General features: G+C 70.2%; 21 protein-coding genes and 2 tRNA genes. 6 read left to right on the forward strand and 17 right to left on the reverse strand.

Annotation, left to right across the window (positions count from 1 at the left end):
• Positions 1-90: 90 nt before the first annotated feature.
• Entirely contained in the window at positions 91-2,967 is a 2,877-nt protein-coding gene (leuS, locus tag OHT76_RS15020; protein WP_328871330.1) for a leucine--tRNA ligase, read from the reverse strand.
• A 447-nt stretch (positions 2,968-3,414) separates the two neighbouring features.
• On the opposite strand from leuS, the gene OHT76_RS15025 reads away from it, so the two are divergent.
• Together OHT76_RS15025 and OHT76_RS15030 are read left to right on the forward strand one after the other, a co-directional pair.
• Complete coding sequence (locus OHT76_RS15025; protein ID WP_328871331.1) at positions 3,415-4,668, forward strand: ferric reductase-like transmembrane domain-containing protein; 1,254 nt, start codon at positions 3,415-3,417, stop codon at positions 4,666-4,668.
• The gene (locus OHT76_RS15030; protein WP_328871332.1) at positions 4,665-6,275 is read left to right on the forward strand and encodes an NADH-ubiquinone oxidoreductase-F iron-sulfur binding region domain-containing protein; all 1,611 of its coding nucleotides are present in this window, start codon (positions 4,665-4,667) and stop codon (positions 6,273-6,275) included. The genes OHT76_RS15025 and OHT76_RS15030 overlap by 4 nt, the downstream gene beginning before the upstream one ends.
• A 108-nt stretch (positions 6,276-6,383) precedes the next feature.
• Here OHT76_RS15030 and OHT76_RS15035 read toward each other — a convergent pair.
• Positions 6,384-6,456, reverse strand: a tRNA-Ala gene (locus tag OHT76_RS15035).
• Between the two features lie 113 nt (positions 6,457-6,569).
• Here OHT76_RS15035 and OHT76_RS15040 point away from each other — a divergent pair.
• Entirely contained in the window at positions 6,570-7,772 is a 1,203-nt protein-coding gene (locus OHT76_RS15040; RefSeq protein WP_443049789.1) for a glycosyltransferase 87 family protein, read from the forward strand.
• Here OHT76_RS15040 and OHT76_RS15045 read toward each other — a convergent pair.
• The 9 genes from OHT76_RS15045 to OHT76_RS15085 all read right to left on the reverse strand — a co-directional run bounded on the left by OHT76_RS15045 (position 7,751) and on the right by OHT76_RS15085 (position 12,576).
• A complete protein-coding gene (locus OHT76_RS15045) occupies positions 7,751-7,984 on the reverse strand; it encodes a hypothetical protein (protein ID WP_003976229.1) in 234 nt (77 codons plus the stop codon). The genes OHT76_RS15040 and OHT76_RS15045 overlap by 22 nt on opposite strands.
• Positions 7,985-7,987: 3 nt before the next feature.
• Entirely contained in the window at positions 7,988-8,161 is a 174-nt protein-coding gene (locus tag OHT76_RS15050; RefSeq protein ID WP_328871334.1) for a hypothetical protein, read from the reverse strand.
• A 234-nt stretch (positions 8,162-8,395) separates the two neighbouring features.
• Positions 8,396-8,468 (reverse strand) — tRNA-Ala (locus tag OHT76_RS15055).
• A 94-nt stretch (positions 8,469-8,562) separates the two neighbouring features.
• Positions 8,563-9,234: a histidine phosphatase family protein gene (locus OHT76_RS15060; protein ID WP_328871335.1), complete on the reverse strand. Its 672-nt coding sequence runs from the start codon at positions 9,232-9,234 to the stop codon at positions 8,563-8,565.
• Positions 9,231-9,677: a ribosome silencing factor gene (gene rsfS / locus OHT76_RS15065; protein WP_328871336.1), complete on the reverse strand. Its 447-nt coding sequence runs from the start codon at positions 9,675-9,677 to the stop codon at positions 9,231-9,233. Before rsfS ends, OHT76_RS15060 begins: the two co-directional genes overlap by 4 nt.
• Before the next feature lie 86 nt (positions 9,678-9,763).
• Positions 9,764-11,395 carry an LCP family protein gene (locus OHT76_RS15070; RefSeq protein WP_328871337.1) on the reverse strand — a complete coding sequence of 544 codons (1,632 nt, stop codon included), beginning with the start codon at positions 11,393-11,395 and terminating at the stop codon, positions 9,764-9,766.
• Between the two features lie 16 nt (positions 11,396-11,411).
• Positions 11,412-12,050, reverse strand: coding sequence for a nicotinate-nucleotide adenylyltransferase (gene nadD, locus OHT76_RS15075; RefSeq protein WP_315886946.1), 639 nt, complete (start codon positions 12,048-12,050; stop codon positions 11,412-11,414).
• Positions 12,051-12,120: 70 nt separating this feature from the next.
• Positions 12,121-12,285 carry a hypothetical protein gene (locus OHT76_RS15080; RefSeq protein ID WP_328871338.1) on the reverse strand — a complete coding sequence of 55 codons (165 nt, stop codon included), beginning with the start codon at positions 12,283-12,285 and terminating at the stop codon, positions 12,121-12,123.
• Between the two features lie 141 nt (positions 12,286-12,426).
• On the reverse strand, positions 12,427-12,576 hold the full coding sequence (locus OHT76_RS15085; protein WP_328871339.1) for a hypothetical protein: 150 nt from the start codon (positions 12,574-12,576) through the stop codon (positions 12,427-12,429).
• Positions 12,577-12,689: 113 nt separating this feature from the next.
• Between OHT76_RS15085 and OHT76_RS15090 the strand changes: the two genes are divergently transcribed.
• Positions 12,690-13,790 (forward strand): M48 family metallopeptidase, encoded by a 1,101-nt coding sequence (locus tag OHT76_RS15090; protein ID WP_328871340.1) that lies wholly within the window; start codon positions 12,690-12,692, stop codon positions 13,788-13,790.
• Between the two features lies 1 nt (position 13,791).
• Here the strand turns inward: OHT76_RS15090 and OHT76_RS15095 are convergent, their stop codons facing one another.
• The 5 genes from OHT76_RS15095 to proB form a co-directional block, all read right to left on the reverse strand.
• On the reverse strand, positions 13,792-14,862 hold the full coding sequence (locus tag OHT76_RS15095) for an SCO2583 family membrane protein (protein WP_328871341.1): 1,071 nt from the start codon (positions 14,860-14,862) through the stop codon (positions 13,792-13,794).
• Positions 14,863-14,962: 100 nt separating this feature from the next.
• The gene (locus OHT76_RS15100) at positions 14,963-15,532 is read right to left on the reverse strand and encodes an SCO2584 family spore wall biosynthesis protein (RefSeq protein ID WP_443049790.1); all 570 of its coding nucleotides are present in this window, start codon (positions 15,530-15,532) and stop codon (positions 14,963-14,965) included.
• 143 nt (positions 15,533-15,675) lie between these two features.
• Complete coding sequence (locus tag OHT76_RS15105; protein ID WP_328871343.1) at positions 15,676-16,962, reverse strand: glutamate-5-semialdehyde dehydrogenase; 1,287 nt, start codon at positions 16,960-16,962, stop codon at positions 15,676-15,678.
• 108 nt (positions 16,963-17,070) lie between these two features.
• The gene (locus OHT76_RS15110; protein ID WP_328871344.1) at positions 17,071-17,568 is read right to left on the reverse strand and encodes a hypothetical protein; all 498 of its coding nucleotides are present in this window, start codon (positions 17,566-17,568) and stop codon (positions 17,071-17,073) included.
• Positions 17,569-17,743: 175 nt separating this feature from the next.
• Positions 17,744-18,850 (reverse strand): glutamate 5-kinase, encoded by a 1,107-nt coding sequence (gene proB / locus OHT76_RS15115; RefSeq protein WP_328876537.1) that lies wholly within the window; start codon positions 18,848-18,850, stop codon positions 17,744-17,746.
• Positions 18,851-19,055: 205 nt separating this feature from the next.
• Here proB and OHT76_RS15120 point away from each other — a divergent pair, with 205 nt between their 5' ends.
• Positions 19,056-20,456: a polysaccharide pyruvyl transferase family protein gene (locus OHT76_RS15120; protein ID WP_328871345.1), complete on the forward strand. Its 1,401-nt coding sequence runs from the start codon at positions 19,056-19,058 to the stop codon at positions 20,454-20,456.
• A 100-nt stretch (positions 20,457-20,556) separates the two neighbouring features.
• The gene (locus tag OHT76_RS15125; protein ID WP_328871346.1) at positions 20,557-22,584 is read left to right on the forward strand and encodes a hypothetical protein; all 2,028 of its coding nucleotides are present in this window, start codon (positions 20,557-20,559) and stop codon (positions 22,582-22,584) included.
• On the opposite strand, the gene OHT76_RS15130 is transcribed toward OHT76_RS15125, so the two are convergent.
• Positions 22,469-23,725 carry a glycosyltransferase family 2 protein gene (locus tag OHT76_RS15130; protein ID WP_328871347.1) on the reverse strand — a complete coding sequence of 419 codons (1,257 nt, stop codon included), beginning with the start codon at positions 23,723-23,725 and terminating at the stop codon, positions 22,469-22,471. The genes OHT76_RS15125 and OHT76_RS15130 overlap by 116 nt on opposite strands.
• Positions 23,726-23,791: the final 66 nt, after the last annotated feature.

Consider the following 23,791-nt stretch of genomic DNA (forward strand, 5'->3'; position numbering starts at 1 on the left):
TTCGCCGCTGCTCTCCACGGTAAACGCAGCGAGCAGGCCCGGAGTTCCAGCAGAACCCCGAACCTGCCCGTACCGAACCCTTAGGGGGCCTTACGCGGTAACGATGTTCACCAGCTTCGGCGCCCGCACGATCACCTTGCGGATCCCGGCCCCGTCCAGCGCCGCCACGACCTTCTCGTCGGCCAGCGCCACCTTCTCCAGCTCCTCCTCGGAGATGGACGGCGCGACCTCCAGACGGGCCTTGACCTTGCCCTTGATCTGCACCACGCAGGTCACCGTCTCGTCGACGACATACGCCGGATCGGCCACCGGGAAGTCCCGGTGCACCACCGAGTCCTCGTGCCCCAGCTTGCGCCACAGCTCCTCGGCGATGTGCGGGGCCAGCGGAGCCACCAGCAGCACCAGCGCCTCGGCGACGGAACGCGGTACCGCCCCGCCCGCCTTGGTCAGGTGGTTGTTCAGCTCGGTGACCTTGGCGATCGCGGTGTTGAACCGCATGCCCTCCAGGTCACCGCGCACTCCGTCGATCGCCTTGTGCAGCGCCCGCAGGGTGTCCTCGTCGGGCTCGGCATCCACGACGGTCACCGCACCGGAGTTCTCGTCCACGACATTGCGCCACAGCCGCTGCAGCAGCCGGAACTGGCCCACCACCGCGCGCGTGTCCCACGGCCGCGAGACGTCCAGCGGGCCCATCGCCATCTCGTACAGGCGCAGGGTGTCGGCGCCGTACTCGGCGCAGATGGCCTCCGGAGTGACCGCGTTCTTCAGGGACTTGCCCATCTTGCCCAGCAGCCGGGAGACCTTCTCGCCCTGGTAGTAGTACGCGCCGTCGCGCTCCTCCACCTCCAGGGCCGGTACGGCGATGCCGCGGCTGTCACGGTAGACGTAGGCCTGGATCATGCCCTGGTTGAACAGCTTGTGGAACGGCTCCGCGGAGGAGACGTGTCCCAGGTCGAACAGGACCTTGGACCAGAAGCGCGCGTACAGCAGGTGCAGCACCGCGTGCTCGGCTCCGCCGACGTACAGGTCGACACCGCCGTGCGGCTGGCCCTCGCGCGGGCCCATCCAGTACCGCTCGATCTCCGGGTCGACCAGCTTCTCGGAGTTGTGCGGGTCCAGGTAGCGCAGCTCGTACCAGCAGGAACCGGCCCAGTTGGGCATGGTGTTGGTCTCGCGGCGGTAGGTGCGCGGACCGGAGCCGTCGCCCAGGTCCAGCGTGACGTTGACCCAGTCCTCGTTGCGCGACAGGGGCGTCTCGGGCTGGGTGTCCGCGTCGTCCGGGTCGAAGGTGCGCGGGGAGTAGTCCTCGACCTCCGGCAGCTCCAGAGGCAGCATCGACTCGGGCAGCGCATGGGCGATGCCGTCCTCGTCGTAGACGATCGGGAAGGGCTCGCCCCAGTAGCGCTGGCGGCTGAACAGCCAGTCCCGCAGCCGGAAGTTGACGGTGCCCTCGCCGGTGCCGGTGCGCTCCAGCCACTCGGTGATACGCGCCTTGGCCTCGACGACGCCCAGGCCGTCCAGGGAGACATCCTCACCGGTGGAGTTGACGATCTTCGCGTCGTACGAGACGAAGGCCTCGTCCCAGGTGGCGGTGTCCGTGCCGCGGCCGTCGGTCGGCTCGACCACGCAGCGGATCGGCAGTTCGAAGGCGCGCGCGAACTCGAAGTCACGGCTGTCGTGCCCCGGTACGGCCATGATCGCGCCGGTGCCGTAGCCCATCAGCACATAGTCGGCGATGAAGACCGGGACCTGCTCGCCGTTGACCGGGTTGGTGGCGTACGCCCCGATGAAGACGCCGGTCTTGTCCTTGGCCTCGGCCTGGCGCTCGACGTCGGACTTGGAGGCGGCCTGCGCGCGGTACGCGGCGACAGCCTCGGCCGGGGTGGCGTGACCGCCGGTCCACACGTCGTGCGTGCCCTCGGGCCACTCCTGCGGGGTGAACTTCTCGACCAGCGGGTGCTCGGGAGCCAGCACCATGTAGCTCGCGCCGAACAGGGTGTCGGGGCGCGTGGTGAAGACGGTGATGCGCTCGCCGTCGATCGGGAAGTCGACGCGGGCGCCCTCGGAGCGGCCGATCCAGTTGCGCTGCTGCAGCTTGATGGCCTCGGGCCAGTCCAGCGCGTCCAGGTCGTCCAGCAGCCGGTCGGCGTAGGCGGTGATGCGCATGTTCCACTGGCGCAGCTTGGCCTTGAAGACGGGGTAGTTGCCGCGCTCGGAGCGGCCGTCGGCGGTGACCTCCTCGTTGGCCAGCACGGTGCCCAGGCCCGGGCACCAGTTGACGGGCGCGTCGGAGGCGTAGGCCAGGCGGTACTCGCCCAGGACGTCGGCGCGCTCGGCGGCGCTCAGCTCGTTCCAGGAGCGCCCGCCGGGCAGCGCGCGCTCACCGCTCTCGAACTGCGCGACCAGCTCCGCGATCGGGCGGGCGGTGCGCGCCTCGTCGTCGTACCAGGAGTTGAAGATCTGCAGGAAGATCCACTGGGTCCACTTGTAGTAGTCCGGGTCGATCGTGGCGAACGACCGGCGCTTGTCGTGGCCCAGGCCCAGCCGGCGCAGCTGGGACTTCATGTTGTTGATGGCCGCCTCGGTGGTGATCCGAGGGTGCTCGCCGGTCTGTACGGCGTGCTGCTCGGCGGGCAGGCCGAAGGCGTCGAAGCCCAGGGTGTGCAGGACGTTGTGGCCGGTCATCCGCTGGTAACGGGCGAATACATCGGTGGCGATGTAGCCCAGGGGGTGGCCGACATGCAGGCCCGCACCGGAGGGGTACGGGAACATGTCCATGATGAACTTCTTGGGCTTGGCGACCAGCGCGGGGTCGCCCGCCAGGTCACCGCTCGGGTTCGGCGCCGCATAGGTGCCGTCGGCGTCCCAGAAGTCCTGCCAGCGTGCCTCGATGTCCGCGGCCATGGCGGCCGTGTAGCGGTGCGGCGCGGCCACCTCAGCAGCGGCAGCGGGGTTCGTCTCGCTCATGATCCTCAAAGCTCCATCGATCGTCTCTGCCAGCGGCTGCGATTCTCAAGAAACGAAAAATCCCCTCGCACAGGAGGGGACGCCGCGCCGATTCCGGCCACTCGATCCGACGGTGGCCGGGGCTGATCAGCGCGGCTCGCTAAGCAGAAGGCGTACGGCACGCATGGCGTCAGGGTACCGCAGCCGTCGAGTGGGTCGCGACGGGCTTCCACGCGCGCGGGTGGGCCGCCTCGGGCATCCCGGAACACCCCCGAGCCGCTTGTGAAGATTCGGAAAAGCTGAACAAGGTTCAATTATTACCCGGCGTAAGGGCCCCTAGCAGGACAACACAGGCCCCGCACTGCTCGTTGATAACAACGCAATAACTCAAATGGCGTACTGCTCGGTTTGGAGCCACTTAGAGTGCGGCAGCGGGACCGCTTTCCCGAACTGCTCGGAGTTGCCCCCATGAACCCTCGACGTAGTACCCGCTCGCTCCCCCAACCCGGCCGCTCGGCCTATGGGGCGGCGACGGCCGTCGTCCTGCTCCTGATACCCGTGGTCGTGCTGGTCGGAGGTGACAGATTCCGCGAGTTCCTGAACTTCGGCGCGGGCGTGCTGTCCCTCGTCTCGCTGAGTTGCTCGGTGATCTGGGGCCTGGTGGCCCAGGACCGGATCTTCCTGACCGCGCGCCAGCGGATCATCGGCCAGGCCGTGCACCGTACGACGGCGGTCGCCTCGATCGCCTTCCTGCTGCTGCACATCACGACCAAGCTCGCACTCGACCACACCGAGCTGATGGCCGCCGTGATCCCCTTCTCGCTCGGCTTCACCGGCCCCGAGGGCCTGATCGGCCTCGGCTCCCTGGCCGGACTGCTCATGATCTTCGTGGGCATCACCGGCGCCCTGCGCAGCGCCTTCGCCTCCCCCGCCCCGGTCGCCGCCCGCTGGCGCGCCATGCACATGCTGGCGTACCCGGCCTGGTGCGCGGCCCTGGTCCACGGCCTGTACGCGGGCCGGACGGCCAAGCCGATCTTCGTCTTCCTGTACTGCCTGTGCCTGGTCGGCGTCGCCGCCGCACTGGCGCTGCGCGCGGCGCCCCGCCCGGTCAAGCGCAAGGTCGCCGACAAGATCGCCGAGATCCTGGGGACCACCGAGGAGCGCTCGGCCCGCGAGGAACTGGACGCCAGCCGGGCCCGGGTGGCCGAGTCGGCGTCCTCGCCGCTGCCCGGCTACGAGACCCAGCGCACCGCACAGCGCGCCGAACCGCAGGCCCCCGAACCGAACGGCTTCGCGGCCGCCTACCGCGCCGTCTCCACACCCCCGCGCCCCCAGCAGTCGTTCGCCGCCGACGAGACCGCGCGGATGGACCTGCCGTTCGACATGCAACCCACCGAGGCACTCCCCCGCATGGACAGCGGCTCCAGCACGTCCGGAAGCTGGCCGATCCCCTCGCCCCCGCCCGTCGGCGAGGCGCCCCCGTCGTCCTACGACCCCCTCAATGACACCGGATACAACATCCCCACCTACGACAATTCGGGCGCCGGCGGGTACGGCGGGAGTGACGTGTACGACACCGGTGAGTCGAACACCCTCTACGGCACGTACAACCCCAATGACACGTACAACAGCGGTCCCGCCAATGAACCACCCCCCGGTGAGTCCTTCGACGCACCGGGTTCGGGCGAACCTTGGAACACGCCTTCCGGAGGCTATAGGTGAACGAGGCCCTGCCCGACGTACCAGAAGTCCGCGTGGTCGGTCTTCCCCAGCTCACGTCGGGCTTCGACCTTGTCGAAAGACTCGATCTGCCCATGCACCTCAAGGTGCACGGGCCGCTCGAACCGATGGGCGGCGAGCAGCTCGCGCAGCTCGCCGAACGCATCAATCTGAAGGGCCGCGGCGGCGCGGGCTTCCCCTTCCACAAGAAGCTGCGCTCGGTCGCCGAATCGGCGATCAAGCGCGGCGTCAGGCCGGTCGTCGTCGTCAACGGCAGCGAGGACGAACCGGCCTGCCGCAAGGACACGGTGCTCATCAACCGTGCCCCGCATCTCATCCTGGACGGCGCGCTGCTGTGCGCCGAGGCCCTGGGTGCCCGCACGCTCGTGGTGGGGGTCACCCGTGAGTCGACCCAGCGCTCGATGGAGGCCGCGCTCGCCGAACGCGGCCTGAGCAACGGCCGCCGATCCGCTCTACGCGCACGCGTACAGCGCAATCCCGTACGGATGGTCACCGGAGCGGCGGCCTCGCTGATCCGGTCCATCGACGGCGGCCCGGCGATCCCGCCCGGCCGCAAGATCAGCGCCTCCAAGAGCGGCGTCGGCGGCGCACCCACCCTCCTGTCGAACGCCGAGACCTTCGCCCAACTCGCCATCGCCGCCCGCATCGGCCCGGAGCGCTACGGCAACACCGGCCTGTACGACGAGCCCGGCACCGTCATGCTGACGGTGTCCGGCGCGGTCGCCCGCCCGATGGTGATCGAGGTCCCCACGGGCGTCCCGCTGCGCTACGTCCTCCAGCTCGCCGGCGCCCCGCCGGTCCCGCAGGGCGTGCTGACCGGCGGCTACCACGGCAAGTGGATCGACGCGGCGACGGTCAACGAGGCGATCGTCTCGCGCAACTCCCTGGACGCGGTGGGCGGTTCGCTCGGCGCGGGCGCGATCCTGCCGATCAGTCAGGACACCTGTCCGCTGGGCGAGTCGCTGCGGGTGGCGCAGTGGCTGGCCGAGGAGAGCGCGGGCCAGTGCGGCCCCTGCTATCTCGGCCTGCCGGCCGCGGCGCGCGGCCTGGAGGACATCCTCAACGGCGGCGGTCCCGCCGCCCTGGAGGCGGTCAAGCAGGTCGCGAAGAACGTGAAGCGGCGCGGCGCGTGTTCACATCCGGACGGCTCGGCGATGTTCCTCGAGTCGACCATCAAGGCGTTCACCGACGACCTGGCGGCACATGTCCTCGGAAACGGCTGCGGACGGCCCGTGGAGGGCGTTCTGCCGCTCTTCGAGGGGGGCAGGGCCCCGACCGGCATCCCGGGCGGCGGAGAGTCCGAGGAGAACGGCCCCAGCCGCCAGAAGATCTTCGTCGACTGGACGCTGTGCCGAGGGCACGGCCTGTGCGCGGACATCCTCCCGGAGGTCTTCGAACTCGGCGCCGACGGCTTCCCCACCGTCGCCCAGGCCCAAGTGCCGCGCTACGCCGAGGCGAAGGCACTGCGCGCGGTCCGCCGCTGCCCCGCGCTCGCCCTGCGCATCGAGGACCAGACCGAACGGGCCCCCTCCCGCAACAACCTCCCGGTCCTCTCCCAGGGCCGCGGCCGCCGCGCCCTGGGCCGCTGAACACCCCGCCCCACAGGGCCGCCCACGATCCCGGGCGGCCCTGAAGCCATGCGCACCGCGCACGCAAAAGATCCCGCCGGATCTTCACGACCCGGCGGGATCTCACTGTGGAGCTAAGGAGAATTGAACTCCTGACCTCCTGCATGCCATGCAGGCGCTCTACCAACTGAGCTATAGCCCCGTGCTTTGGTCCGCCGGGTTTCCCTGGCGGCGACGCCAACATTACACGGTGGACCCGGGGGACCACCAAATCGTTTCCGTTCGGGACCGATACGGACGCTAATGTCGGTTTCCGTGACCTTGATCGCGCTCTCCGCAGTCCACCGCCGGACACCGGTCGCCCTGGGAGCCTGCGTGTTCTCGTTCACGGCGTTCTGGCTCGCCCAGCGGGCCGCGGACGTCTCGATGATCGACCTGATGGTCTACCGGGCCGAGGGCGCGACCGTACGCGAGGGCGGCGACCTCTACGCGCTGCGGACGACGGCGGCACAACTGCCCACCACCTACCCGCCGTTCGCGGCCCTGATGTTCACCCCGCTGACGCTGCTCGACGTGGCGAGCATGCGCACCCTGGGCACGGCCGGGAACCTCGCCCTCCTGATGGTGTTCGTACGGCTGTCGCTGCGCCTCGTGGGCCACGCGCGTGTGGAGAGCACCTGGTGGGTCGCCGCGGTCGCCGTGTGGTGCGAGCCGGTGTGGACGACCCTGCGCTACGGCCAGATCAACCTGCTGCTCGCCGTCCTGGTGCTGTGGGACCTGTCACGTCGTCCCGGCGACCGCTGGGCCGGTGTCGGCATCGGTCTTGCGGCCGCGGCCAAGCTCACACCCGCGCTGTTCGCGGTGTTCCTGCTCGCGACCGGGGTGGTCGTCCACCTCAGGCGCGGTTGCGGCGATCCCTGGCTGCGGCACGCGCGCGGGGCGGCCGCCGCGTTCGGGTCGGTCACGCTCGTGACGGCGGCCGTCCTGCCCCGGGACTCCTGGCGGTTCTGGACCCGCGTGGTGTTGGAGGCGGGCCGGGTAGGGCCCGCCGAGGAGACCGGGAACCAGGCGCTGCGCGGGATTCTGGCCCGTCTGCTGCACACCCCGGAGCCCCGCGCCCCCTGGGCCGTCACGGCGGCCGTGGTGGCCGCGGGAGGGCTCACCGTGGCGGTCGCGGCGGAACTGCGCGGAGAGCGCGCTTGGGCGGCGACGGCGTGCGCGGTGACGGCTCTGCTCGTCAGCCCGGTGTCCTGGTCCCACCACTGGGTGTGGTGCGTTCCGCTCGTCCTGCTCCTCGGCACGCACGCGTGCCGCGCGGCGGCCCTCACCGCGCTGCTGGTCTTCGGCTCGTACGCCCTGTGGTGGGTGCCGCACGGCAGGGGGCGCCCCGAACTCCACCAGCACACCGGGGAATTGATCTTGTCGGCGCTGTACGGGGTCGCCGGCTGCGCCTTCCTCGCGCTCGCCGGGACCGCGTCACACGGCCCCGGCCGGCGTCAGGCCGTCACGAAGGAATAGAAACGCTTGAGCGTGCAGTGCTCTTCGAGAAGACGGCCGTAGATCGGCTCGCCTTCGAGTTCGCGGTACGTCTCGATCGGATCGCCTTTTATGATCAGCGCCCGTGCGCATTCCTCGCACCAGTACTGGTAGTCCGGATTGACCGGTTCCATGTCGCGGACGATCGGCGTTCCGCTGCCGCACCAGTCACACTTTCGCCTGTGTGCACCCATCGATCAGCTCCAGCTGTGGCCGCAGGCCGTGCACACGTAGGAAATTCCGCCGTTGTCACCGAGGACCTGGGCGACATGGACGGAGCCGCAGGAAGGGCAGCTGAGGCGGGTGACCGTATCCCGTGTCCAGCTTGCGTCGAAGAGGTGACCGCCCTCTCCGAGGATGCTCGCAGGCATCACTGCTCCCTCCCGTCGGGCCGCGCCCCCTTCCGGCCGTTTGATTCTGCCACGGCCGGGCCAATACGGTCAGCGACGCCTCAGTACCAGTCCGGACACGGCAGGCCGCGGCGGCGCCTCCACAGAGGTATACGCCTCCGGGGCCCCAAGTGACTCAAGCAGGTTCGCGATCAGTGTGCACGAAAAATCCCACCCCCCGGAGGGGATGGGATCCTGATCGTCGAAGTCGATCTGTGGAGCTAAGGAGAATTGAACTCCTGACCTCCTGCATGCCATGCAGGCGCTCTACCAACTGAGCTATAGCCCCTTGCGTTCTTCCCGGTCGGCCGGGCGAACAAGAAGAACTTTAGCCTGCGACCTGCCGGAAAGTGAAATCCGGGGTACGGGCCCTGGAGCAGGGCTCAGTCGTCGTCGCCGAGCACCGGCTCCGGCAGGGTGCCGGCGTTGTGCTCCAGCAGCCGCCAGCCGCGGGCGCCCTCGCCGAGGACGGACCAGCAGCAATTGGAGAGGCCGCCGAGGCTCTCCCAGTGGTGCGCCTCGAGGCCGAGGAGCCGGCCGATGGTGGTGCGGATCGTGCCGCCGTGGCTGACCACCACGAGCGTGCCGTCGTCGGGCAGCTTCTCGGCGTGCCGGAGCACCACCGGGGCGGCCCGCTCGGCGACCTCGGTCTCCAGTTCGCCACCGCCGCGGCGGACCGGCTCACCGCGCTTCCAGGCGGCGTACTCCTCGCCGTGCCGGGCGATGATCTCGTCGTGCGTGAGGCCCTGCCACACGCCCGCGTACGTCTCGCGCAGGCCCTCGTCGTGGGTGACGTCCAGGCCGGTGAGCGCGGCCAGCTCGGCGGCCGTGAGCGCGGCGCGCTGGAGGTCGGAGGCGACGATCGCGTCGGGCTTGAGGGAGGCGAGCAGCCGGGCGGCGCGGCGGGCCTGGGAGACGCCGGTCTCGGTGAGGGCGACATCGGTGGTGCCCTGGAAGCGGCGCTCCACGTTCCAGGAGGTCTGGCCGTGCCGCCACAGGATGACGCGGCGGCCGCGGCCGGGCGTGCCCGCGGTCACCTCGCCGGTGGCGCTCATCGCCAATCACCGCCCGCCTCGGCCGCCTCCTCGGCGGCCTGGAGCTTGGCGTGCTCGGCGGCCTTGCCGCGGGTGGCCTTGGCCTCCTCGGGCAGCTCCAGCTCGGGGCAGTCCTTCCACAGCCGCTCCAGGGCGTAGAAGACACGCTCCTCGGTGTGCTGGACGTGGACGACGATGTCGACGTAGTCGAGCAGCACCCAGCGGGCCTCGCGGTCGCCCTCGCGGCGGACCGGCTTGGCGCCGAGCTCCTTGCTCAGCCGCTCCTCGATCTCGTCGACGATCGACTTGACCTGGCGGTCGTTGGGCGCGGAGGCCAGCAGGAAGGCGTCGGTGATCGACAGCACGTCGCTGACGTCGTAGGCGATGATGTCGTGCGCGAGCTTGTCGGCGGCCGCCTGAGCGGCGGCGTTGATGAGCTCGATGGAACGGTCAGTGGCGGTCACTACAAGGCTTTCCGTCGGCGGTCACTTGACCTCAAGGGTCTCATGACCGCCGACGGCGCCCCACGTGATTGTTCTCCGACCGGGGCCTAGGACGACGACGGCTCGTAGTCCTGGCCCAGGATCACCGAGACGCTCGCGTTCGAGGTGACCTTGCCCTTCGACACCGCGCTGGTGGGCAGGCCCAGGGTCTTGGCGACCTCGGTGGCGTTCTCCTTGTCGGCCGCGTCCGTGTAGACGACCTTGGAGGCGCTCTGGGCGGCGGAGGCCGTGCCGCCCTCCAGGAAGGTGAAGCCGCCGTTGAGGAGGACCACGCGGGCCTTCTCCGTGTTGTCCTTCACACCGGTGGCGTTCTGGACGGAGACGCGTACGGCCGCGTCCTTGTCGGGGCTCTTCGCGGTGCCGCCGAGGACGTCCTTGACCACGCTCGCGCTGGTCTCGGCGCTCAGCGTCCCGTCGTCCTGCACGGGCAGCAGCGCCGTCTTGTAGTCGCCGCCCTTGGCGAGGTCGGCGAGCTTGGCGAGGAAGGTGCCGAGGTCCTTGTCCGTCATGGACGGGTCGAGGATCTGCTGAAGCGTCTGCACGGTGACCGTCGCGGCCTGCGCGTCGGAGGACAGCTTGCGCAGCACGCCCTGCATGACCTGACCGAACCGCTCCAGCTGGGCGTTCTGGGCCTCTCCGGAGCCGCGGTAGGTGGCGTAGGCGACGGCCATCTTGCCGCTGAGGGTCTGGGCCTCGCCCTTGTTCACCAGCGGGGCGGCGCCCTTGGACTTGGCGGACGGGTCGGGCACGTCGGTGTTGGTGTCGACGTCGATGTTGCCGACGAGGTCGACGAGGTTCTGGAGGTAGGGGGTGTCCAGCCGCCAGGTGCCCTGGATCTCGGTGCCGAGCACCGTGTCGAGCGCCTCACGGGTGCCGGTGGAGCCGTCGTCCTCGACCGACTTGGCCAGTGTGCTCGTGGTGCCGTCGTCGCCGCTCAGGGCGAGGGAGTTGGGCAGCAGGACGGTGGTGCCCTGCTTGGTGGTGGTGTTGTCGACGAGCAGGGCCGTCGCGGTGTCGCCGCTCTTGGTGTTGTGCAGATGCACGACGACCACATCACGGTTCTGGGCGCCGACGGCCGTCGCGTTGCCGGTCTTGGCGTCGGAGGACGAGAGCCCGGGCAGCTTCCCGGCGTACCAGAGGTAGCCCACGCCGCCGACCGCGCACAGCGCCAGTACGACGACCAGCGCGACGACCCGGCTACGGGCCCGGCGCCGGGCCTCCTCCCGGCGTTCGGTGCGGTTCTCGGTGAACTTCAGCCAGTCGATGACGTCCTCGGAGTCACCCTCCGGGTCCTCGACGAAGGCGAACTGCTCGGTGCGGTAGTCGCGTTGATCCCGCGCGGGCTCGTCCGTCTCCTGCGGCGGGCCGGCCTGCTGCGGGATGTAGGCGGTCTGCTCGGCGACCCGCGGCTGCTGCCCGCTCGCCGCGGCCTGGCCATAGGGGTCGTAGGACGCGGTCGTGCCGTAGGGGTCGTACGACTGCACCGGCTGCTGCTGACCGGTCGCGTACGGATCGTAGCCGTACCCCTGCTGAGCGTAGGGGTCGTAGGGCTGCTGAGGGGGCTGCTGCGGCTGCTGGACCTGCTGGTACACAGGCCGGCCGAACTCGTCGTAGCCGACGAGCTGGTACTGCTGGTCGGCCCCGTACTCTGCGCCCCCCGCGTCGTATCGGTCGTTCACCGGTGCCCCTCTCGGCTCACTCGCCGCGGTACAGCTCGCGCTTGTCGATGTAGCGCACGACTCCGTCCGGCACCAGATACCAGACCGGGTCGCCCTTGGCGACCCTCGCACGGCAGTCTGTGGAGGAGATGGCGAGAGCGGGAACCTCGACCAGCGAGACACCGCCCTCCGGGAGACCCGGGTCGGCCAGGTGGTGGCCGGGCCGAGTGACCCCGATGAAGTGCGCGAGGGAGAACAGCTCTTCCGTGTCCCGCCAGGTCAGGATCTGGCCGAGCGCGTCGGCGCCGGTGATGAAGAAGAGGTCGGTGTCGGGGTTGAGCGCCTTGAGGTCCCGCAGCGTGTCCGTGGTGTAGGTCGGACCGCCGCGGTCGATGTCGATACGGCTCACCGAGAACTGCGGGTTCTCGGCCGTCGCGATGACCGTCATCAGGTAGCGGTCCTCGGCCGGGGAGACCTTGCGGTGGGTCTTCTGCCACGGCTGCCCGGTCGGTACGAACACCACCTCGTCCAGGTGGAACTGCGCGGCGACCTCACTGGCCGCCACGAGGTGCCCGTGGTGGATCGGGTCGAACGTTCCGCCCATGACTCCGAGGCGGCGCTTGCCGGGGTTCGACGGGCCGTTGCCCGGGCCGGTAGGCATGTCCTGCTCTCCCATGCGTGCAGACCCTACCGGCCGGGCCCATGAGCCACGCTCGGCAGACCCCTCGAGCGGGCCAGGCCGCGGATCAGCGGTCGCGGTTGAAGCGGGTGGTGATCCACAGCAGCAGCATCAGGATGACGAAGGCGGCGCCGCCGGTCACCAGCGGGTCGAGGCTCTCGTGGTTGCCGCCGTGCTCTCCGCCCTCGGCGGCGAGGGTGGCCAACTGGGCAGCGGTGCTGTGGAAGCTCATCTTCGGCAGAACCTTCGGGTGTGGGCGGGATAAAGATGTCGGCCCATCGTAAGCGGGCCGCTCCGCGCCGATCACGCCGACTCCGCCGTTGGGGCCCGGCCCGCCGAGCTGCGCCCGCGCCGAGGCAACTTATCCGGCGCCTCATTCGTCCTTCGACTTGTACCCCCGCAACAGGAACCAAGCGGTCAGGACACAGCCCAGGACCATCACGATCAGGACGACCCGGAGCAGATTCCCCGCCCCCTGCTGTTCGGCCGCGATCAGCCAGGCGGCTGCGGGGTGGTGCTCCATGGCGTGGGACTCCTTCGCTGTGCTGCCCGTCCACGGTAACTCCGCCTAGGCTGGAGCCTGCTTCGGGGGCCCGCAGGGGCCGCACGGCCACACAGACGCACATGGGGGATCACATGTCCGACGACGGCCACCAGCACGACGGGCACGAGCACGTGCCGAGCAGGCAGCGCAGGCGCTTCCCCGGGATCTCCTCGCGTGCGTACGAGCATCCGGCCGACCGCTCCGCCCTGGTGGCGCTGCGCAAGCTGAGCGGATTCGACACCGTCTTCAAGGCGCTGAGCGGGCTGCTGCCCGAGCGGAGCCTGAGGCTGCTGTTCCTCTCCGACTCGGTGCGGGTCTCGGACCAGCAGTTCGCGCATCTCAACGACATGCTGCGGGACGCCTGTTACATCCTGGACCTGGAGAAGGTCCCGCCGATGTACGTCAACCAGGACCCGCAGCCCAACGCGATGTGCATCGGCCTGGACGAGCCGATCATCGTGGTGACGACCGGCCTCGTCGAGCTGCTCGACGAGAAGGAGATGCGGGCGGTCATCGGGCACGAGGTGGGGCACGCGCTGTCCGGGCACGCCGTGTACCGGACCATCCTGCTGTTCCTGACCAACCTCGCCCTCAGGGTCGCGTGGATCCCGCTGGGCAACCTCGCGATCATGGCGATCGTGACCGCGCTGCGCGAGTGGTTCCGCAAGTCGGAGCTGTCCGCGGACCGCGCGGGTCTCCTGGTCGGCCAGGACCTCACCGCCTCGATGCGCGGCCTGATGAAGCTCGCCGGCGGAAACCACCTGCACGAGATGAACGTGGACGCGTTCCTGAAGCAGGCCGAGGAGTACGAGGCCGGGGGCGACCTGCGCGACTCCGTGCTGAAGATCCTTAACGTGCTGCCCCGCTCGCACCCCTTCACCACCATCCGGGCGGCCGAGCTGAAGAAGTGGTCCGAGTCCCGCGACTACCAGCGGATCATGGACGGCCACTACCCGAGGCGCAACGAGGACAAGGACACCTCGGTCTCGGACTCGTTCCGGGAGTCCGCGACGCACTACGCCACGCACGTCAAGACCTCCAAGGACCCGCTGATGAAGCTGGTCACGGACATCGCGGGCGGCGCGGGCGACCTGGGCGGCCGGGTACGACGGGGCTTCGGCGGCTTCGCGAGCTCGGCCCCGAAGGATCAGCCGCCGACGGACACGCCTCCGCCGCCGCGCGACGAGCAGTGACTCAGACCTTCGGCTGGGCGCTCGCCGCCAGCGAGCCGCACAGCGCCGTCGCGCTCCCCGTCGCATAGGGATCCGTGCCTGCCGGGCCGCCCGCCTTGGCGGTCTGGCCGGCCAGCAGCGGGCGCAGCCGGCCCGCAGCGTCGTCGGAGCAGGACAGCGGGCCCGCCTGGACGTAGGAGACGATCAGCTGAGCCTGGCGCATACGCAGGTCGTCGCGGTCGAAGCGGAAGTGCAGCTCGCGCCGGACGGTGAACAGGGACGCCTCCGCCTTCGCCCCGGCGTCGGCCGGTCGCAGCGCGTACACGAAGGTGTGGTCCGCGGTGACCTCAAGGGTGGACGAGTCGGCCTCGGCGGCCGCGAGCGTGCCCTGGACCCGGATATCGCGGTCGGCGAGTTCCACACTGTTCGGATCGAAGCGAACCAGCCATCCGGTGGGCGCGTGCCTGCCGTCCGCGGTCGGGTGATCGAAGCTCTGGTCGAACTGATCGAGCTGGTCCGGGTCGAGCAGCACGCGCACCGGCCGGACCTGCTCGCCGACGACCACCTCGGGGTAGAGCGCGGAGCGGACGACGTAGTCCTTGGCGATGCTCAGGGCGTTCACGACCTGGCCGTCCGAGAAGTGCGCCGTGCGCCGGGAGGCGGGCAGCGGTACGCCCTCGCCGCCGATCCGGTACTGCTCGGCGGGGCTGTTCTCGTACAGCGCCTCGGTGTCGGTGGAGCCCGGCACCTCGCCCTGCGGGGCGAGCGGGATCACGGTCATCCGCAGCGGCTCCACGGGCTGCGGGTCTGCCGCGTCCTGGTAGGGGTGCCGTACACCCATGTAGATCGCGGTGCCGAAGGCGACGGCGATCAGCAGGACCAGGATCAGCGCCTGCCGGGACAGGCCCCGGCGCAGGGGCGGACGGCGGCGTACGGCGGGCGCGTGGTCGTCGATGCGCTCCTGCGCGGAGAACTCCTGGAGCCGGGCAGCGCGGACGAACGATTCGTCGAAGACGACGGATCGGTACTCCTCCTCGCCACCTCCGGGTCCGCCCTCGGGTGTCCCCTCAGGTGGGTCTCCAGGCCCTCCCATATCTTCAGAGTAGGTCTCCTGGAGCTCAGGTAAACGCCCTGCTGTACGACAAGTTCTGACAGGTTCTCACCAGAAACGGCGGGTTCCGGCCGCGGGCTGTTCAGGGCGTTCGCGGGATGGCCGAGATGGCCGGCTGGGAATGGTCGGCGGAAGCGGAGGGTGCCCCCGCTCCGCCCTGTTCCAGTCCCGTCGAGTGCGGCGGCGGGACCTGTTCCCGGTTGCCCGAGGACGCGCCCCGGTACACCGCCGTGAAGGCCAGCGCGACCATGCCGATGCCCATCACGAGGGCGAGCATCCAGGCGACGGGACGGTGCCAGCGGACCACCTGTTTGCCGTAGGTGCCCGGGGCGCCGTAGAGGACGTCGGTGTCGTCCGGATCGTCGAAGTCCGGATCATGGCCGAAACCGGCGCGGTCGTCGGCGCCGTACCCGTCCTCGTACCGCTCGCGCCGGCCATGGGCCCGGCGGGCCTCCGCCTCGGAGGCCTCCGCTCTGGCCTGGGCGGCGGCCAGGAGGCGCTCGACGGCGGTCGGCTCGTGCAGCGTGGCCGCCTGTACGAAGGCCTCGTCGAAGACCACGGAGGCGAACTCTTCGTCCGACACCCCGCGGTCGTGGTCGTCGTCGGGCTCCCAGCCGTCAGGGAACGGCGTGCCCCCCACGTCCTCCGGCACGGCTCCAGAGTAGTCCTGGGGGGTCAATTTGGGCAGACGGTATGGAAATTCATCCGCCGTATGAGACGCCGCTCATGCGGCTTTCGAGCGGCGCACGTGCGCGGCGGGGGCGCGTGCCGCCCGCATATGCGCCGCCGGGAGCCTCAGCGCCGTACGTGCCCGTCGCCCGTCACGATGTACTTCGTGCTGGTCAGCTCGGGCAGGCCCATCGGGCCGCGCGCGTGCAGCTTCTGCGTCGAGATGCCGATCTCCGCGCCGAAGCCGAACTGGCTGCCGTCCGTGAAGCGGGTCGAGGCGTTGACCGCGACCGTGGTGGAGTCGACCAGCTGGGTGAAGCGGCGGGCGGCCTGCTGCGAGGTCGTCACGATGGCCTCGGTGTGGCCCGAGGTCCACAGCCGGATGTGCTCGACGGCCTTGTCGAGGGAGTCGACGACGGCGGCGGCGATGTCGTAGGAGAGGTACTCCGTCTCCCAGTCCTCCGGGGTGGCCTCCACGACGGTCGCCCGGGAGTCCTTGGCGTACGCCATGACCCGCTCGTCGGCGTGCACGGTGACCCCGGCCGCCGCGAGGGCGTCCAGGGCCCGGGGCAGGAACTCGGGGGCGATGTCCTGGTGGACCAGGAGGGTCTCGGCGGCGTTGCAGACGCTCACCCGGTGGGCCTTGGAGTTGATCAGGACCTCGACGGCCATGTCGAGGTCGGCATTGGCGTCGACGTAGACATGGCAATTGCCGGTGCCGGTCTCGATCACCGGGACGGTGGACTCGTTCACCACCGTCCGGATCAGCGAGGCGCCGCCGCGCGGGATGAGGACGTCGACCAGGCCGCGGGCGCGCATCAGCTCGCGCACGCTCTCCCGGCTCTGCCCGGGCACGAGCTGGACGGCGTCGGCGGGCAGTCCGGCGCCGCCGACGGCGTCCCGGATCACCCGGACGAGGGCGGAGTTCGACTCGTAGGCGGAGGCGGAGCCGCGCAGCAGGACGGCGTTGCCGGACTTGAGGCAGAGGGCGGCGGCGTCCACCGTCACATTCGGGCGGGCCTCGTAGATGATGCCGACGACGCCGAGCGGGACGCGGACCTGGCGCAGGTCGATGCCGTTGGGCAGGGTCGAGCCGCGGACCACCTCACCGACCGGGTCGGGCAGCGCGACCACGTCCCGCACATCGGAGGCGATGGCCCGCACCCGCTCCGGGGTGAGCGTCAGCCGGTCGATGATCGCCTCGCTGGTGCCGGCCTCGCGGGCGGCGGCGATGTCCTTGGCGTTGGCCTCGACGATCTCGCTCGTACGGACCTCCAGCGCGTCCGCGATGGCGAGCAGCGCGTCGTCCTTGGCGGCCCGCGGCAGCGGCGCGAGGTCGGCAGCGGCGGACTTGGCGCGGTAGGCGGCCTGGGTGACCGGGGTCATCGAGTCGTACGGCGAGAGCGTGGTCATGAGGGAAGGGTAGTGCGCCGGACGGACCCGTTCACCGGATGTCCCACACCGCGAGACAAGCCGTCCGAAGGCCACGCAAAAGGGGTCCTCCAGGGCCGCCCCACGACCTCAGTAGGGGTGCACGCCCACCGGAGTGGCCGGCGGCGGTCCGTATCCCTCGGCGATGCGCTGGTGGTAGGTCTCGCGGTCGATGACCTCGAGCCCGACGATCTCCCAGGGCGGCAGGCCCGCGCTCTGGCGGTGCTCGCCCCACAGGCGCAGCGCCACGGCGGCCGCGTCGTGCAGATCGCGGGCCTCCTCCCAGTACCGGATCTCGGCGTGGTCGTTGGCGTAGCGGCTGGTCAGCAGGAAGGGATGGTCGTGGGCGAGCTGCTCGAGGGCTCGCCGCACCTCCTTCAGCGGGGCCTCCTCGCCGGAGACGCTGAGGGTGATGTGCCACAGCCGGGGCAGATCCTGCGGCTCCCCGGCCCCGGCGAGATCGCCGGTCGCGACGCTGGTCAGGGCGCGCTCCTCGCCGGCCGCCCGGGATGACGACCCGGCGGCTCGAGAGGCAGAACCGCCGATTCCACCGCCGGACGCCGCCGCCCCAGGGCGCACTCGTCTCACGACGGCCTCCTTCGTCCCACGGTCGAGCAGTGCTCGTACGGAATGTGTCCCTGAGACAAAGTTGAGCAGCCCGCAAGCGGTTCTGTGGCGCTTTTGCGGAACGTCCACCTGAGGGCGACACCTTTGCCGGGGCGTTCACCCTGTTTTCGGACGAGGGCCGCTGACAAGGCCCGCTTCAGGGCTCCAGGAGGACCAGATCGTCCCGGTGGACGACCTCGCGTTCGTACGCCGGGCCCAGCTCCCGGGCCAGCTCGCGAGTGGAGCGGCCGATCAGCTGGGGGATCTCCTTGGCGTCGAAGCTGACGAGCCCGCGCGCGACCGCCCGCCCGGCGCTGTCGCGCAGCTCGACCGGGTCGCCCGCGCTGAACTCGCCCTCCACGGCGGCGATCCCGGCCGGCAGCAGCGACTTGCGGCGCTCCACGACCGCCCGCACCGCGCCGTCGTCCAGGGTCAGCGAACCCTGCGGGGTGGAGGCGTGCTGGAGCCACAGCAGCCGGTCGGCGGAGCGCTTGCCGGTGGCGTGGAAGTAGGTGCCGGTGTCGCCGCCGGACAGCGCCTCGGCCGCGTGGACGGCGCTGGTGAGCACCACGGGGATGCCCGCGGCGGCCGCGATCCGGGCGGCCTCGACCTTGGTGACCATGCCACCGGTGCCGACGCCGGCCTTGCCCGCGCTGCCGATCTCGATGCCCGCGAGGTCCGAAGGCCCGCGCACTTCCGCTATCCGCGAGGTCCCCGGCTTGCTGGGGTCACCGTCGTAGACGCCGTCGATGTCGGAGAGCAGGACCAGCAGATCCGCCCGTACGAGATGGGCGACGAGGGCGGCGAGGCGGTCGTTGTCGCCGAAGCGGATCTCGTCGGTGGCGACGGTGTCGTTCTCGTTGACGACCGGGAGGGCGCCCATCGCGAGGAGCTTGTCGAGGGTGCGCTGCGCGTTGCGGTGGTGGGCGCGGCGGCTCATGTCGTCGGAGGTGAGCAGCACCTGGCCGACGCGGACGCCGTAGCGGGCGAGGGAGGCGGTGTAGCGGGCGACGAGCAGGCCCTGGCCGACGCTGGCGGCGGCCTGCTGGCGGGCGAGGTCCTTGGGCCGGCGGCGCAGCCCGAGCGGGGCGAGACCGGCCGCGATGGCGCCGGAGGAAACGAGAACAATCTCACGTTCGCCGCCGCTGCGGACCTTGGCGAGGACGTCGACGAGGGCGTCGACCCGGTCCGCGTCGAGCCCCCCGGCGGCGGTGGTCAAGGACGAGGAACCCACCTTGACGACGATCCTGCGGGCCTCGGCCACGGCCTGCCTTACGCCTGTCACCTGCTGTTCCGTCCCCTCGCACGTCGACTCTTCCGCAATCTACGCGAAGGGTGCCGTCCGCCGCGCATCGGTCCAGAGCCCGGACACAAGGCCCGTAGCGGTTTGCTCACGCCTTGCGTACGGCAAAAAGGTTGTACTGGTTGCTTATAGAAATGAAAGTCCCGTCAAACTTAATCTGTCTTTTGTGTCATCGACTGTTCCTCCTTCGCGGCGCATCCTCCTCAGATCGGGGAAGAGCCCCTACGACGTCGTCCCTGTGGAAGAAGCCCTCCACCGCGACGTCATCGCCACCAACTCCGGCAACCTGATCTTCAGCGACGCCACCCACAAGCTCCTGGAAGTCCCGGGCACCGAGGTCGTGTCCAACGGCATCCGGACGAATGTGCAGGCCGCGGAGAAGATCAACGAGGAGTACGACGCCTTCGTCGTGCCGCTCGCCAACGCGTTCCGGCCGTCGTTCGAGCCGATGCTGAAGCGGCTGACGCAGCTCATCACCCGGCTGAAGATCCCCGTGGTCGTGGTCGGCGTCGGCGCGCAGACCGGGCTGAACTACGACCCCGCGCGGCTGAAGCCCATCGAGCCGGCCGTGCGGGCGTTCGTCTCCGCGGTGCTCGACAAGAGCGCCTCGATCGGTGTGCGCGGCGAGTTCACCGAGAAGTACCTGAAGGACATGGGCTTCCGGGACGTCGAGGTCATCGGCTGCCCGTCGCTGTTCATGTACGGCAAGGACCTCACCGTCGCCAAGCGGGCCCCTCAGCTCACCGCCGAGTCGCGCGTCGCCGTCAACGGCTCGCACAGCGCGGTGCGCACCCAGGGCCTGGACCGGGTCATCACCGCCGCCCACGAGCGCTACCCGCATCTGCGCTACATCGGCCAGAACCTCAGCGACGCCCTCCAGCTGCACTGGCGGGACGTCTCCGGGCCCAACGGCAAGATCACGCAGATGCCGACGCACCCGGACCACCCGATGTACCGGGAGGACAAGGCCCGCGTCTACATCGACCCGATCACCTGGATCGACGATCTGCGCGAGTTCGACTTCTCCTTCGGCTCCCGCATCCACGGCAACATCGCGGCGCTGCTGGCCGGCACCCCCGCCACCGTGCTGTGCGGCGACTCGCGCACGCTGGAGCTGTGCCGGTACTTCGACATCCCGCACCAGCGGATCGACGAGCTCGGCAAGGGCGAGGACGTGGACCCGGCGACGCTGTACGCGCAGGCCGACTTCAGCGCGCTGGTCGACGGCCACCACGAGCGGTTCGAGCGGTTCACCGGCTTCCTGGACCGCAACGGCCTGCAGAACACCTTCACGCACGGCGACAGCGGAGCGGCGTTCGACAAGCGCATGCGCTCGCTGTCCTTCCCGGCCGGCATCCGCCCCTGGAACGACGCCGACCCCATCGCCATGGCCGCCCGGTTCGGTTTCCTGCAGAACCGGATCACCAAGCTGACCTCGGACAACGCCAAGCTGAAGAAGGAGCTGGCGCAGAGCGGCACCAAGGCGACCGCGGCGCCCGCGCCGACGTCCGTCTACCGGCGGGCCCGCCGCGTGGTCGGCAAGGCGCTCCAGTCGGGCAAGCAGTAACCCACGGCTCACTCCAAGGCCTCCGGACACCTCCGTGTCGTCCGGAGGCAGGCGCGCGTTAACCCAGACGCACGTCTGCGCCGACCTTGGAGTGACCGCAGTGCCCGTACCCCTGTCCCGTCTCCGGATCCCGGTCAAGGCTCTCGTGGCCGCGGTCCTGGTCGCAGCCTTCTGCGCCCAGGCCGTGGCCGCCCTGCGCCCGCACGTCCCGCTGCTGATCGCCGCGACCGCCCTCTCGCTGGCCGTGGAGGGCGTCCTGTACCGCTGGCAGCGCGGCATGCTGTCGGTGTTCGCCAAGTCGCACATGGACATCACGGTCCGCCATGTGGTGCGGGACCTGCTGCTGGTGGTGGGCCTGCTGCGGCTCGGCGGTCAGGACCGGGAGTCGGCGTACGCCCCCCTCGTGGCCGGTCTGCTCGCCTTCTACGCCCTGCACTGCATGATCCAGGCCCTCTCGGTCCTGGTCCGCCGCACCCGCACACTGCCGGTGGTGACCCGGAACATCGACGCCTCCGCGCTGCGCCTGTCCCCCGCCCCACCGGTCCTGCTGCGCCGCCCCGGCCCCCGGCTGCTGGCCTACGGCCTGCCCGCGACCGCCGGTCTGCTCGCCACGGCCACCACCGCCGACCACCGCCCCGCGGCCCTCGGCATCGCGCTCTCCCTCGGGCTCGCGGTGCTGGGCCTGTGCGACCTTCTCGTACGGCTGCTGCCGAGCCGCCGCCCGGCGAGCGAGCAGCAGGCCCTGGACTGGCTGGACGGCTGGCTCGCGGAGTACCGCCCCACCGTCGGCCTGTACTTCTCCGGCGGCACCTCCTCGGCGTACCAGGCGAACATGTGGCTGGAGCCGCTCGCCAAGCTGGATGCACGGCCGCTGATCGTGCTGCGCGAGCGGTTCATGGTGCAGAAGCTCGCGCCGACCGACGTCCCGGTCATCTGCCTGCCCAAGGTCTCCACGCTGATGCGTCTGGAGCAGTCCACGCTCCAGGTCCTCATCCACCCCTCGAACTCCGGCAAGACCTCCCAGGTGCTGCGCATCCCCACCATCAAGCACACCTTCGTCAACCACGGGGAGAGCGACAAGCTGTCCTCCTGCAACCCGTACGCGAAGGCCTACGACGAGGTGTGGGTGGCCGGACCCGCGGCGCGCGAGCGGTACGCGCTGGCCGAGGTCGGCGTCGAGGACAAGGACGTCGTGGAGATCGGCCGCCCGCAGCTGGATGCCGTACGGCCGTACGCGGGGCCGCCGACGGGGACGTACGCGACCGTTCTGTACGCGCCGACCTGGGAGGGCTGGGACGGCAACCCGGGGAACACCTCGGTGATCGAGGCCGGCGAGAATCTCGTACGGGCGCTGCTCGCGGATCCCGGTGTGCGGCTGCTGTACAAGCCGCATCCGCTGACCGGCTCGGTGGATCCGCGGGCCGGGGCGGCCGATCTGCGGATCCGGGAGCTGGTGCGGGCGGCGAACCGGGAACGGTCGGGGGTGCGGCCCGCCGACAAGGGGGAACTGGCGCGGCTCACGGCGGAGTTGGACCGGCTCACCACGTCCGTGTTCCGGTCCGGAGCCGACCAGGTCGAGCGGATGCTGGCGCAGTCGGCGCCCGAGGCGGGGCGGGCCGACGCGGTGGCGCGGGCCACGGCCGCCTGGGACGAGGCCTACTGGGCGTCGCTGCCGGAGTGGGAGCACCAGATCGTCACGGAGGCCCGGCCCGCGCTGTTCTCTTGCTTCGACCGGGCCGACCTGCTGATCACCGATGTGTCCAGTGTGGTCAGCGACTTCCTGGCGAGCGGCAAGCCGTACGCCGTGGCCAATACCAGCGGGCTCGCGGAGGACGTGTTCCGCAAGGCCTTCCCGACCGTGCGGGCGGCGACCGTGCTGACGCCGGACGCGGCCGGGATCGAGGAGCTGCTGGAGTCGGTCCGGGATCCGGAGAAGGACGAACTGGTGGACGCCCGCGCCGAGTTGAAGCGGCAGCTGCTGGGCCCGGACGAGCCGAGCTCCCAGGAGCGGTTCAACGCGGCGGTACAGAAGCTGTGTTCGGCCGCCGAGGAGCGCCGGGCGCGGATGATCCCGGTGCAGCGTGACGAGACAGCAGCCGCCGTATCTTCCGCAGCGCCCGGCGCATGAAGAAGTCGGTGCCGCCCTCGCGGTAGCCGGGGAAGGCGCGGGCCTCCCGGGGTTCGGCCAGGTAGACCGTGTCGGGGACACCGGCCTCGGCGTCGCGGAAGTACGGGTAGGCGAGGTACAGCCGGCGGCCCCTCTTCTCCAGGAGGGCCGCCGGCTGCTTCTTGGCCTTGGTGAACTTCAGGACCTCCAGCAGGCGTTCGGGCTGCTGCCCGGCCACCAAGTGCATCCGCAGCCGCTCCTCGACCTTGAGGCGGTGGGCGACGCTCTCGTTCCAGTGCGCGGCCAGCAGCGGCGCGGCCAGTTCGAACTTGTGCCGCCGGATCTTCTCGCTGTCCTTGAGGAACTTCGGGCCGAACTGCGGCAGCAACGTGACGGTGAAGGGGCGAACCATGAGCACATCGCGCTTGGGGCCGGCCGGGACCAGGTCGGCGATGAGGTTCATCAGGGCGCGCGCGGAGTCGAAGCGCAGGGTGTAACTCCCGCTCTTCGTCACATGCTTGCCGTCCTCGCGGCCCACCAGGTAGTAGCAGGTGTAGTCGGCGATCACGGAGACGCCGTCGGCCCGCAGATAGGCCTCCATCGTGAACAGCGCGTCCTCGCCGGTCCACAGGGACTCGTCGAAGCGCATGTCGTGCCGGGTGAGCATCTCGCGGCGGAACAGCTTCTGCGCGCTCAGCGTGAACTTGATGTTGGAGGAGTACACATCGGTGCGCTCCAGCGTCTTGCCCCACATCGACCGCGGTGGATTGCGGTTGATGCCCTCGACCCGGCCGAGGACCACGTCCGTGCCGTTGCGGTCGGCCATGGCGACCATCCGCTCCAAGGCCTCGGGGCCGAGCCGGTCGTCGGCGTCGAGGAAGAAGACATAGCGTCCGGCGGCCTTGCCGAGGCCCACATTGCGCGGGCCGCTGGGCCCACCGGAGTTCTCCTGCCGGATCACCGTCACCGGCATGGGGGCGCGGGCCGCGAACTCCTCCAGGCACTCGCCCGTGCCGTCGTCCGAGCCGTCGTCCACCGCGATGACCTCGACGCGCGCCGGGTCGATGGTCTGCGCCTCGACGGAGGCCAGGCACTCGACCAGGTACGGCATCGCTTCGTACGCCCCGATGATCACGGTGACATCAGGTTGCGTCACGGTCACGTTTTCCCCCTAGTAAACGGAAGTTTTCCTCCCGTATCTCCTTTTCGCTACCTAGTAGACGGTTCG

It is taken from the genome of Streptomyces sp. NBC_00287 (assembly GCF_036173105.1).
In the GTDB taxonomy this organism is placed as follows: domain Bacteria; phylum Actinomycetota; class Actinomycetes; order Streptomycetales; family Streptomycetaceae; genus Streptomyces.